Here is a 12,832-nt window from a genome sequence, read left to right on the forward strand (position 1 = left end):
GGGTAGAGGGAAGCGATCGTGACACAGCGCCTGGACGCCGCGGACCTGCGCCGCGACGTGGCCGAACTGCTCTACCTGCCACCGGAGGAGCTGACCGGTGACCTCGACCTGTTCGCGCAGGGCCTGGACTCGATCCGGCTGCTGTCGCTCGTCGAGACCTGGCGCGGGCGGGGGGCCGACATCAGCCTCGTCGCGCTCGCCGAGCGGCCCACACTCGCGGCCTGGTCCGAGCTGATCCTCGGCACCCGGGCCGGACCGGGCCCCGGCGGCGGCCTCCGGGGCGGCACCCGCCGGCCGCTGACCGAGGCGCAGCTGGGGATCTGGACGGGCCAGCAGCTCGATCCGGACAGCCCGGCCTACAACACCGCGGAGTACGCCGAGATCAGCGGCCCGCTCGACGTGACGGTCCTGGAGGCGGCGATCCGCCACGTCGTGGACGAGACCGAGGCGCTGAGCGCCGGGCTGCGCGTCGACGGCGACGGCCGGCCGTGGCTGCTGCCGGGCGAGGCGCCCGCCTGGCCGTTCCACGTGCTCGACTTCAGCGGCGAGGCCGACCCGGCGGCCGCGGCGCGGGCCTGGATGGACGAGGACGTGGCCAGGCCCATCGACCTGACCGCCGACCCCCTCTTCGGCCACGCCGTCCTCGAACTCGGGCCCGGCAGGCACCTCTGGTACCACCGGGTGCACCACATCGCGCTCGACGGCTTCGGCCTGGCGCTCGTCGCGCGGCGGGTCGCGGCCGTCCACACCGCGCTGGTGAAGGGGGAGCCCGCCGGCGAGGCGGACTTCGGCTCTTTGCAGGCGGTCGTCGAGGAGGACGCCGCCTACCAGTCCTCGCCCCAGCGCGAGCGCGACCGCGAACACTGGCTGGAGCGCTGCTCGGGGCGCCCGGATCCGGTGACGCTCGCCGGGCGGCCGGCCGGGCGGTCGGCGACCTTCCTCCGCGCCGTCTTCGACGTCGACCCGGGCACCGCAGAGGGCATGCGCGCCCTCGCGCACGCGGCCTCGGTGACCTGGTCGGAGGTGTTCCTCGCGGCGTGCGCGGCCTACACCCACCGCATGACGGGCGCGCGGGAGGTGACGCTGGGCCTGCCGGTCATGGGACGGCTGGCGTCGGCGTCGCTGCGGGTGCCGGGCATGGTCCTCAACATCGTCCCGCTGCGCGTGCCCGTGGACCCGGGGGCCGGCGTGCGCGACCTCGCCGCCGTGGTGGCGGCCCGCATGCGGGAGGACCGGCCGCACCACCGCTACCGGTACGAGCATCTCCGGCAGGATCTGGGACTCAGCGGTGAGCGGGGCAAGCTCTACGGGCCGGCCGTCAACATCATGCCGTTCGACTACGGCCTGGACTTCGCCGGAAGCCGCGCCGTCGTCCACAACGTGTCCGCGGGACCGGTGGAGGACGTCTCCATCAACGTCTACGACCGGGCGGACGGCGCCGGCCTGCGGATCGCCATGGACGGCAACCCCGCGTGCCTCGACGGAACGGAACTGGACGCGCACGGCCGGCGGCTGCTGGCGTTCCTGGACGCCGCCCTCGCCGAGCCCGAGCGCCCGCTCCGCGATCTGGACCTCCTCCTGGAGGACGAGCGGCACCGGCTGCTGGCCGAGTGGAACGGCACCACGCGGGAGGTCCCGTCCGGGACCGTCACCGAACTGTTCGAGCGGCAGGCCGCGCGCACCCCCGACGCGGTCGCGGTCGTCTGCGGTGACTCCACGATCACCTACGGGCGCCTGAACGCGCGCGCCAACCGCCTCGCCCGCCTGCTGGTCGAGCGCGGCGCGGCGCCGGAGGAGCGGGTCGCGCTGCTGCTGCCCCGTTCGGCGGACCTGGTCGCCGCGCTGCTGGCGGTGCTGAAGGCAGGCGCCGCCTATCTCCCCCTCGATCCCGGGCTGCCCGCCCGGCGGTTGCGGTCCATGCTCGACGACGCACGGCCCGCGCTGCTGGTCACGACGGAGGACCTGGCCGCGCCGCTGCCGCCGCCCGCGCCGGGACCGGGCGCCGGCCTGGTCCTGCTGGACGACCCGGAGGTCAGGGACGCTCTCGCCTCCGGCACCGGCCCCGCCGCCGTGCCGGAGACCGACCTCACCGACGATGATCGGCGCGCACCGCTGCCTCCCGCGAGTCCGGCCTACCTCATCTACACCTCGGGGTCGACGGGGCGCCCCAAGGGAGTGCTCGTCCGGCACGACGGCCTGAGCAACCTCTACCACCACCACCTGCGGGAGATGTACCTGCCCGAGACCGCAGCGGCGGGCGGGGCCCGCGTCCGGGCCGCCCTCACCGCGACGCTGGCGTTCGACACCTCCTGGGAAGGCCTGTTCTGGATGATCGCCGGGCACGAGATGCATCTCGTCGAGGACGAGGTGCGGCGCGACGCCGAGGCGATGGTGGACTACATCACCGACCACGAGATCGACTTCCTGGACGTGACGCCCTCCTACGCCGAGGAGCTCCTCGCGGCGGGCCTGCTCGCACCGGGACGCCGCGCGCCGCGGGTGGTGGCACTCGGCGGCGAGGCGGCCGGGAGGTCCCTGTGGCAGCGGCTGCGTTCGGCGCCCGCGACGGTGGGATACAACCTGTACGGCCCCACCGAGTGCACCATCGACACCCTCTGGTGCCGGCTGGAGGACAGCGCCACGCCGATCGTGGGCAGGCCGGTCGCGAACACGCGCGCCTACGTCCTGGACGCCTCCCTGCGCCAGCTCCCGCCCGGCGCCACCGGCGAGCTGTACCTGTCGGGGGTCGCGCTGGCCCGCGGCTACCACCGCAGGCCGGAGCTGACCGCCGAGCGGTTCGTCCCCGACCCCCACGGCCCGCCGGGCGCGCTGATGTACCGGACGGGCGACCTGGCACGCCGACGCTTCGACGGCGACCTCGAATATTTCGGCCGCGCCGACGAGCAGGTGCAGATCCGGGGATTCCGCGTCGAACCCGGTGAGGTCGAGGCCGTCCTGCTGGAGCATCCGTTCGTTGCGCAGGCCGCCGTCCTGGTGCGGGAGGACGCGCCCGGGGCGGCGAGCCTGGCCGCCTACGTGGTGCCCGCGGACTCCACCGGCGACCTCGACCCCGCGGCGCTGCGCGTCCACACGGCCGACCTGCTGCCCGCCTACATGGTGCCGTCGGCCTTCGTGAACCTGCCGAAGCTGCCGCTGAACGCCAACGGCAAGCTCGACCGCGGGGCCCTGCCGAAACCGGACCGCGCCGCCGGCGCCCCCGGCCGGAGCCCCCGGACGCCCCTGGAACGGCGCCTGTGCGAGCTGTTCGCGGAGACCCTGGGTCTCGCCGGCGTCGGCGTCGACGACGACTTCTTCGACCTCGGCGGGCATTCGCTGCTGGTGACGCGCCTGGCGGGCCGTATCCGGCGCGAGCTGGGCACCGCCGTCCGGGCCGGGGCGCTGTTCGAGCGATCCACCGTCGAGCGCCTGGCGGAACTGCTGGAGGGGACCGCCGAGGGCGGCACCGGGGCGAGCACCGAGGCGGAACCGCCCGTCCCGGCGGATCTGGAGGCCGAGGCCGTCCTCGACCCCTCCATCAAGGCCGCCGGCGCGGCCCCGGTCCTGGACGGCGGGGTCCGGCGCGTCCTGCTGACCGGGGCGACCGGCTTCCTCGGCGCGTTCCTGGCGCACGAACTCCTGGAGCGCACGGACGCCGAGGTGTGGTGCCTGGTGCGGGCGGCCACCCCCGGCCAGGCGCGCGGCAGGGTCGAGCAGGCACTCGACCGCTACCGCCTGAACCCCGGCCCGGCCGCGCGGAACCGCATCGTCGGCGTGCCCGGCGACCTGGAACGCCCACGGCTCGGTCTCGACGACACGGCCTTCACCGAACTGGCCGAGCGGATCGACCTCATCGTGCACAACGGCGCCACGGTGAACCACGTGGCCCCCTACTCCCGCCTCAAGGCGCCGAACGTCCTGGGCACCCAGGAGATCCTGCGGCTCGCCGCATCCGGCCGGACCAAACCCGTCCACCACGTATCGACCTGCGACGTCGCGGCCGACGCGGACGGCGGCCCGCACACCCTCGCCGAGGACCGGCTCGCCCCCGCCCACGCCGTCCTGCGCAACGGCTACGTGGCCGGCAAGTGGGTGGCCGAGCGGCTGGTGCGGACGGCCCGCGAACGCGGCGTGCCCACCACGGTCTACCGGCCGAGCCGGGTCGGCGGGCACAGCCTCACCGGGGCCGGCGGCGACGGCGACGCGCTCTGGAACCTCATCCGCGCGATGATCGTCCTCCGGGCCGTCCCCGCCGAGTTCACCGCGGACACCGGATTCACCGTCGACCTCGTCCCCGCCGACTTCGTCGCCGGGGCCGTGGTGCACCTGGCGCTGCGGGCGCCGTCCGGCGAACGGTCCTACCACCTGACGCATCCGCGGCCGACCACCATCGCCTCGATCGTCGGCCACCTGCGGGACGCCGGATACGAGCTGGCCCCGGTCGCACGGCGCGAGTGGGACCGCAGGCTCGCCGATTCCGCCGAACGGGGCGCGCTGGCGGGCGACTACTCCCTGGCCCGAGCGTCGCTGATCAGCGCGAACTTCGGCGGACCGCCCCGGGAACGCGAGTTCGAGCGCACCGGCGCGCGCGACGGGCTGGCCGGGTCCGGTATCCGATGTCCTGACATCGACGGCACGCTCCTGCGGCGGTACCTCGGCTTCTTCGTGGAATCGGGGTTCGTCCCCCCGGCCGGGAACGCGCCCGCCCGCGACCGATCGGCCCGCCCATGACCAGCGGGACGGATTCCACCGGGACGACGGCCGACACCGGCGCCGGCCACCCGGGCACGGCGCGCGTCTGGCTGACCATCGCGGCACTGTCGGTCGGATCGTTCCTGTTCGTGACGTCCGAGACGTTGCCGATCGGGCTGCTGTCCGAGCTGTCGGCCGATCTGAACGTCAGCGAGAGCGCAGCCGGGCAACTGGTGACGGTCTACGCGTTCTGCATCGCACTCGGCGCGCTCCCCTTGACGATGCTGCTGTCCCCGATGAACCGCCGGCGGTCGCTGCTGGCCGTGTTCGCGGTGTTCGTCGTGGGCACCGCCCTCGCGGCATGGTCACCCGGATTCGGGGCCCTGGTGGCGACCCGCACCGTGGTCGCGCTGGCGCAGGCGGCGTTCTGGGCCATCGCCGTCTCCTACGCCGCGAGGCTGGCGCCGCCCGGACAGCAGGGCAGGGCGATCGCCATGGTGTACGCCGGGATCTCCTTCTCCCAGTTCCTCGGCGTGCCCGGAGGGTCGGCCCTCGGCCACGCGCTGGGCTGGCGCACCGCCATGCTCGTCATGGCGCTGGCCGGGCTGCTGACGCTGCTGGTGCTGGCGGCGGCCACGCCGCCGATGGAAGGACAGGCCCCGGTCGGGCCGCGTCAGGTGGCGGGGCTGGCGGCGCAGGGCCGCGTCCTCACGGCCATCGCCGCCGTGGCGCTCTCCTTCACCGGGGCGTACGTGGCCTTCACCTACCTCAGCCCGCTCCTGCAGGACATCGGCGGCGTCGAGACCGGCATGGTCTCGATCTTCCTCCTGCTCTTCGGCATGGCGGGCGTCGGCGGCAACGCGCTGGCCGGGATGCTGGTCGACAAGCGGCTGACCTGGGCGCTCTACCTGGCCGTCGGCGGCCTGTTCGGCACGCTCGTGCTGTTCGGCCTGGCGGCGCGGTGGCTGCCCGTCGCGGTGGTCTCGATCGTCCTGTGGGGGCTGTGCGGATCGGCGCTGCCGACCACGTTCACGTCCTGGGCCCTCCGGCTGGCGCCGACCGGCCAGGAGGCGATGACGGCGCTGCTGGTGATCGCCGTCAACCTCGGTCTCGGCACCGGCGCCCTCGTCGGAGGCAGGCTCCTGGCCGGACCGGGCGCGGAGGCGGTCGTCTGGGGCGCCACCGCCCTTCTCGGGGCGGCGGCCGCCGCGGTCACGGTCGTGGCACGGAGATGAGCCTGCCGCGGTGGCGCGCCCGCGCCGCACCGGCGGCGGTGTCCTCGCAGGCCGGAGCCGCTCGTGCTCCGAACGGCCCGGCGGACGCGGGACGGTGCGCGGCGCGCGGGGCGCGCAGGGTGCTCCACGGGGAGGCGGCTCACATAGACAACGCTATCCCTTTGAGCTTGGCGCCGCCAGCCCGCCGGGTGGCGAACCCGGGAACCCGCCGGGCCCGGCCGTGTCAGCGCAGGTCCAGGGCTCGCAGTACCCCCCTGCCGAGGGCGTCCTCGTGCTGCGCGCGCTCTCGGGCGTAGAGGCGGGTCAGGTCGTGGAACCGGTAGCGCACCGGGCCCTCGGCCGGCTCGACGACGTCCAGGAGGTGCGTGTCGATCAGCTCGTCGAGCAGGCGCTGGGCGACCTGCGGGTCGACGTCCAGGACCGCCGCGGCCGTCCAGTGCGCGAAGTCCGGCTCCTCCAGCGCGCCGAGCCGCCGGAACAGCCGGCGGGCCTTGGGGGTCAGCGCCAGGTAGCTCGGCGTGAGGCTGGACCGCACCCCCAGCCCTCCGTAGGCCAGCACGTCCAGCGGCCGGGCGCCGGTCAGCCCGGCGACCAGGTCGGCGACCCGGTAGTGCGGCCGGGCCGCCAGTAGCGAGCCGGCGGTCCGCAGCGCCAGCGGCGACCCCGCGCAGAGCCGGACCAGAGTGCGCAGGTGGGCCGGGTCGGCCGCGGCCAGCCGGTCGCCGGTGACCTTCCGCAGCAGCGCCGCGCCGTCGGGTTCGCCGAGGTCGCCGAGGGCGATGCGGTGGGCGCCCACCAGCGCGCCGAGCCGGGTCCGGCTGGTCACCAGGACCCCGCACGTTCCGGAGCCGGGCAGCAGCGTGCTGAGCTGGCCTTCGTCTCTGACGTCGTCCAGGACCACCAGCGTGCGCCGCTCGGCCAGCAGGCTCCGGTACAGCCCGGCGCGCTCGTCCTCGTCGTCGGGGACGGCGGCCGCGGGGACGCCGAGCGTCCGCAGGAAGCGGCCGAGCACCGTGTGCGGGTCCAGCGGCGACTCGGTGGTGGCGAGCGTGGCGAACAACTGGCCGTCGGGGTGCGCCCGCAGCACCCGGTGCGCCGCCTGGATCGCCAGGCTGGTCTTCCCGGAGCCGGCGCGGCCCGAGATCGTCACCACGGCCGTCGGGTCCTCGGGCGCCCGTTCCCCGCCGAGGACCTGCTCGATCGCCTCCAGTTCGGCCTGCCTGCCGGTGAAGTCCCGCAGCGCCGAGGAGAGCATGCGCGGCACGACCGCGGGGCGAGCCGGTCCGGCCGTCGCCGGGAGCGGTGCCGCGGGTCCGAGCGAGACGTCCTGGCCGAGGATGCGCTGGTGGATCTCGCGCAGCTCCCGGCCCGGATCGAGCCCGGCCTCCTCGATCAGGGTCCGCCGGGCCTGCGTGTACGCGTTGAGGGCGTCCGCGCGGCGCCCGCAGTGGTAGAGCGTCAGCATCAGCTGACCCCACAGGCGCTCCCGCAGCGGGAACTGGCCGGTCAGGGACGTCAGCTCGCCGAGCAGCTCGCCGTGGCGACCCAGCCGCAGGTCCACCGTGATCCGGCGTTCCAGCACCGACAGGCGCTCCTCTTCGAGCCGGGTGGACTCCACGGCCAGCGTCGCGACATCGGTCATGCCCGCGAAGGCCGGGCCGCGCCACAGCGCCAGCGCCTCGCGGAGGCGCCGGCTCGCCTCGTCGAGGCGGCCGGCCGCCTCCAGGGCCCGGCCCGAGGCCGCCAGATCCTCGAACCGCGCCGTGTCCAGGTCCTCCCGGCGCGTCGACGCCAGGTAGCCGGACCCCTGCCGGACCAGGCACGCCGGGTCGCCCAGGCACAGCCGGAGCCGGTGGACGTAGGTCTGCACGTTCTTGACGGCGCTCTTGGGGGGAGCGTCCCCCCACAGCGCACCCGCGAGCTGCTCCATCGAGACGGGCCGGCCGGCCCGGGACAGGAGCATCGCCAGGATGATCCGCGTCTTGGGCGTGCCCAGGTCGAGCTCGACGCCCTCCCGGCACACCGACAGCGGACCCAGCAACCGGTATTCCACGGACCTCATCATCCGGGGCGAGACATTAGGGGTGATCGCCCGGTCGGCTGGTGTAGATCGCGTTAACGCGATGTAACAAACCGGTCTACTGTCGCTGACAGTGACGAGTGAGTATACGCACTGTTCGTTGTCGCGCCGGCGCGGCCTCACAGTGCGGGCAGGACGGATCGGCGCTCGTCGATGCCATGGGCCGGCCGCCGTACCGCCATTTATTCGATGTTTCTCAGGGGTCACATCACGATCACTCTGTGAGCTGGATCATTGCATGCATGTAGCATATGCCAGGCATATGCCGAACTTATGCCGGACATATACCGGTGGCAGTTAAAGTTCGGCGAACGGGCCCCGAAAAGCGAGGCATGTCCCCAGGTGTCCAATTATCTTGGGTCGGGCGGGATGGCGGCCGGGGCCTTAATGGTTCGAGAAAGGAAAGGTATGGGGGCAAGAGGGATTGTGCTCTGCATTTCGAGTGGCGGCCATGACCGTGCGGCCGGCGGGCGGTGCCGGCCGCTCATCTGAGGAGCGGGCCCGCCGGAGCGCCCGCGACCGTTCACCGGCTCCCGTGCTCCCTGCCCCCCGGTCGGCGTCATCCCATCTGACCATTGACGTCACGGCTCCCGGAGCCACGACATGCTGCGCGCGGCAGCGCGGAACCCATCGCCGCGACGATGCCCGCCCGGGCCCGCGGCGCGCCTCCGCCGACCGCGCCAGGACGTGCGGGCCGACGGCTGCGCACGCGTCATCGAGCCTTGTGGCCAGCCCCGATATCCGGCCGGATATCGGGGCCCGCCGTGCGTCTTTCCATTCACTTCTCATCTCCGCGGTGAGTCGATCGTGTGTCGGTCATCGGCCCTGGGAATGCTTCCAACACATTCGGGAGTGCTGGCGATATGCATCTGGTGGAACGAGACAAAGAATTCGATGCGCTGACCGAAGCGTTCAGGGAATGCGCGCACAATGGCGGGCGATTGATTCTGGTCAATGGCCCTCCCGGCAGTGGGAAGTCCGCCCTCCTGGATCAGTTCTGCGAGCGGGTGGGAGCGGCCGGGGGGCGTTCTCGCAGCGCGGTCGGGCGCAAGGTCGAAATGGGGCAGCGACTCGGGATCGTCGAGCGGCTGTTCCGCGTCCCGGACGCCTCCGCGGAAATGCTCGACGCGCTGGACCGCGCACTGACGGCGATCGCGGAGCAGGACGCCGGGCATGATCTCGCGCAGCGGCCCCCGAGCCATGAGATCACCCGTCTGGCGGCGGCCCTGCGGCGGGACATCTCCGGCTCGCCCCTGGTGATCTGCGTCGACGACGTCCAGTACGCCGACGCCGCCTCGCTCCAGGTCCTGTCGCTGCTGATGGGCCGGCTCGACGAACTGCCGCTGCTGCTGGTCGTGACGGAGCCGGGCGGCACGCCCGCGCCGCCGATCTCCTTCCAGATCGAGGCGCGGCGGGTCCGCCGGGTCCGCCGCCTGCGGCTGGGGCCGCTGAGCAGGTCCGGCGCGCTGGAGGTGCTCGCCGGGCGCGTGGGCGGGCCCGCCGCGGCGCGGCTGGCGGACCGGTTCTACGAGATCACCGGCGGGAACCCGCTGCTGGTCGGCTCGCTCGCCGAGGAGTGCGGCGAGCTGGCACCGCCCGCGGACCCGGACTGGGGCTGCCTGGCCACCGGCGAGCGGTTCACCTCCGCCGTTCTGGTGTGCACCGGCAGCGGGGACGCCGACACCTTCTGGATCGCCTGCTGCGTCGCGGTGCTGGGGGACGAGGCGACCGTCGGGAGGGTCGCCCGGCTGGCGGGGGCGCACCGTTCGGCCGCGGCCGCGGTGATCCGGGAGCTGACCTCCGCCGGATTGGTCGCCGAGGTGAGGTTCCGCAGCCCGGAACCGGCCGCCGCGCTCCTCGCCCGCCTGCCCCCCGCCGACGTGTCGGTTCTGCACACGCGGGCGGCGCACCTGCTCTACGAGGCGGGCCTGCCGTTCACCGCGGTGGCCCGGCACCTGGTCGGGGAGGAGGCGGTCGGCGAGCCGTGGGTGGTGCGGGTGATGCTGGAGGCGGCCGCGGAGGCGAGGGAGCGCGACGACGTCGGGTTCGCCGTCACCTGCCTCGACGCGGCGGCGCGGGCCTGCTCGACGGACGCCGAGCGGGTGCCGGTGGAGATGGCGCGCAGGCTCGTCGACTACCGCGACAGCCCGCTGCTGGCGCACCGGTGGACCGAGTCGCTGCTCGCCGCGATGCGCGCCGGCCATCTGTCGCAGGGCGACATCGCGCAGCTCGTCATGGACCTCGCCTGGCAGGGCCGGCTGGCGGATGCGAAGGAGGCGCTCAGCCGGGCCGGTGAGGCGGAGAGCGGCCCGGGCGCGCGCGGGCGTACGACGTCCGTGATCGCCCACGAGCTGTTCGAGCTGCTCTACCCGCCGGAGCGGGGGGCCACGGGGCGGCCGGCGGGGCCGGTCAGCGACCACCGGGCCATGGTGGTGCGGACGCTGTCGGCGGTGCTCGCCAACGGCGGCGACGACCAGAGCACGAGCCTGGCCACGAGCTTCCTGGGCGGGATGGAGCTGAACGAGCACACCATCTCCACCATCGTCAGCGCGCTGCACATCCTGATCTTCGGGGGCAGGCCGGACATGGCGCTGCCGTACTGCGACGCCTGGTACGAGGAGGCGGTGGCGCGGGGGAGCCGCACGTGGCAGGGGCTGCTCGCCTGGACGCGCGCGTCCATCGCCATGCACCAGGGGGACCACGTCGTGGCCGATCGCCGCGGCAGGGACGCCTTCGCGGCCATCCCGCCGGCCGGCTGGGGCGTCGTCGTCGCGGCTCCCCTGGCCGCCTGCGTGTCCGGGAGCGTCGCCCTGGGCAGGACCGGGGACGCCGCGAAATGGCTGAGCACCCCGGTTCCGGACGCCCTGTTCCAGTCCCGCTTCGGCCCGCAGTACCAGTACGCCTGGGGCGAGTACCACCTGGCCACCGACAGGCCGGACGCGGCGCTGGAGGATTTCCTCGCCTGCGGGGAGCAGCTGGGCAAGTGGAACATGGACATCCCGTCCGTGCTGCCGTGGCGCATCGCGGCGGCGGAGGCGTGCCTCGCACTGGGGGACGCCGCGCAGGCGCGCCAGATCATCGACGGGCACGACCGCCGCTCCTGCGTGAACCCGCCGCGGATCCGCGCGGCCTTCCTGCGGGTGCTGTCGATGACGAAACCGCTCAAGGAGCGTCCCGCGCTGCTCCAGGAGGCCCTCACCGCGCTGGCGGGAGGGGCCGACCGGTCCGAGGCGATCCGCGTGCTGGCCGACCTGGGGCAGGTGCTCGCCGATCTCGGCATGTCCGGCCGCGCCAGATCGATCGCGCGCCGGGCGTGGAACATGGCCCGCGACGAAGGGCTGGAGGCATTGTGCGCGCCTCGCCTGTCGCCGAGCCTTTCCGCGCATCTGGAGGTTTCCGACGACGTGGACATGGAAGGCCAGATTTCGCTGTCCGAGTCGGAACTCGCGGTGGCGAAACTCGCCGCACTGGAGCACACGAATCGTGAGATCAGCCGGAAGCTGAATATCACCGTGAGCACGGTCGAGCAGCATTTGACGCGCGTCTACAAGAAGCTCGGCGCACGCGGGCGCCATGAAATATCGATCCTGCTCCAAATGAACGCCGCGACCGTCGCCGTCCGCAGCGAGTAGCGGATCGCCGGCCGCTCCGGCCGCGTTCCCGTCCACGGGGCCGCGGCCGGCTTCGGCGTGCCCGCGCGCAGGCGCGCCGACCGCCGATGCGCCGCCCCGGAACAGGCACTCCCGGTCCTCCCGCCGAGGTCAGGGGAGGGCAAGGGGTTGGAGATAGGGGCAGCGGAGGGGTTGGCTTGCGATCGCCTGGCGTGCTGGTACGAACTCGCGAATAGGCCGAATTGACCGGGGGCGCCCCGCGCGAACCATCCGCCAGTCCCGGACAGCGCGACGAAGGACGGTTTGTGGCGGACGAAGCGAAGTTGGTCGAGTACCTGCGCCGCATGACCGCGGATCTGCGGCAAGCCCACCGGCGTATCCGTGATCTGGAGTCCGGCGATCGGGAACCGATCGCGATCGTCGGCATGGCGTGCCGCTATCCCGGCGGTGCCGCCACTCCGGAGGAATTCTGGGAACTGGTTCTCGAGGGACGGGACGCGATCGCCGAATTCCCCGCCGACCGGGGCTGGGCGCCCGCGGGGCGGGACCCGGACTCCGGGATCGTCGAGCGGGGCGCGTTCCTCTACGACGCGGGCGAATTCGATGCCGCGATGTTCGGCATCTCGCCGCGCGAGGCGCTGGCGATGGACCCGCAGCAGCGGCTGCTGCTGGAGACGTCGTGGGAGACCTTCGAGCGGGCCGGGATGGACCCGCTCTCGCTCCGCGGCAGCCGCACCGGCGTGTTCTCCGGGCTCATGTACCACGACTACGGGATCCGGGCGGAGACGCCCGCCGAGCTGGAGGGGTACCTGGGGACCGCGACCTCGGCCAGCGTCGCCTCCGGCCGGGTCGCGTACGTGTTCGGGCTGGAGGGCCCGGCGGTGACGGTGGACACGGCGTGTTCGTCGTCGCTGGTGGGGTTGCATCTGGCGGCGCAGTCACTGGGGTCGGGGGAGTGCGATCTGGCGCTGGCGGGCGGGGTGACGGTGATGGCGACGCCGTTCACCTTCCTGGCCATGGCCAAGCAGGGCGGCGGCGCGGCGGACGGGCGGTGCAAGTCGTTCGCGGCGTCGGCGGACGGCACCGGCTGGGGTGAGGGCGTCGGGCTGGTGCTGCTGGAGCGGTTGTCGGACGCCGAGCGCAACGGTCGGCGGATCTTGGGGATCGTGCGTGGTTCGGCGGTGAATCAGGATGGTGCGTCCAATGGGTTGACGGCG

At 73.6% G+C, this 12,832-nt stretch carries 5 protein-coding genes; 4 read left to right on the forward strand and 1 reads right to left on the reverse strand.

All coding sequences use genetic code 11. The features are described 5' to 3' along the window. Positions 1-18 precede the first annotated feature (18 nt). Together ACFPZN_RS07275 and ACFPZN_RS07280 are read left to right on the forward strand one after the other, a co-directional pair. Positions 19-4,728, forward strand: a complete 4,710-nt coding sequence (locus tag ACFPZN_RS07275) for an amino acid adenylation domain-containing protein (protein ID WP_378281018.1) — start codon at positions 19-21, stop codon at positions 4,726-4,728. Then, the gene (locus tag ACFPZN_RS07280) at positions 4,725-5,924 is read left to right on the forward strand and encodes an MFS transporter (RefSeq protein ID WP_378281019.1); all 1,200 of its coding nucleotides are present in this window, start codon (positions 4,725-4,727) and stop codon (positions 5,922-5,924) included. The genes ACFPZN_RS07275 and ACFPZN_RS07280 overlap by 4 nt, the downstream gene beginning before the upstream one ends. Before the next feature lie 223 nt (positions 5,925-6,147). Here ACFPZN_RS07280 and ACFPZN_RS07285 read toward each other — a convergent pair whose 3' ends face one another. Then, positions 6,148-7,977, reverse strand: coding sequence for an AfsR/SARP family transcriptional regulator (locus tag ACFPZN_RS07285; RefSeq protein WP_378281020.1), 1,830 nt, complete (start codon positions 7,975-7,977; stop codon positions 6,148-6,150). 890 nt (positions 7,978-8,867) lie between these two features. On the opposite strand from ACFPZN_RS07285, the gene ACFPZN_RS07290 reads away from it, so the two are divergent. Together ACFPZN_RS07290 and ACFPZN_RS07295 are read left to right on the forward strand one after the other, a co-directional pair. After that, the gene (locus tag ACFPZN_RS07290; protein ID WP_378281021.1) at positions 8,868-11,636 is read left to right on the forward strand and encodes a helix-turn-helix transcriptional regulator; all 2,769 of its coding nucleotides are present in this window, start codon (positions 8,868-8,870) and stop codon (positions 11,634-11,636) included. A 284-nt stretch (positions 11,637-11,920) separates the two neighbouring features. Further along, positions 11,921-12,832: beta-ketoacyl synthase N-terminal-like domain-containing protein (locus ACFPZN_RS07295; RefSeq protein ID WP_378281022.1), on the forward strand; the 912-nt coding region annotated here is incomplete at its 3' end.

The organism is Actinomadura rugatobispora (assembly GCF_042656285.1).
Taxonomy (GTDB): domain Bacteria; phylum Actinomycetota; class Actinomycetes; order Streptosporangiales; family Streptosporangiaceae; genus Spirillospora; species Spirillospora rugatobispora.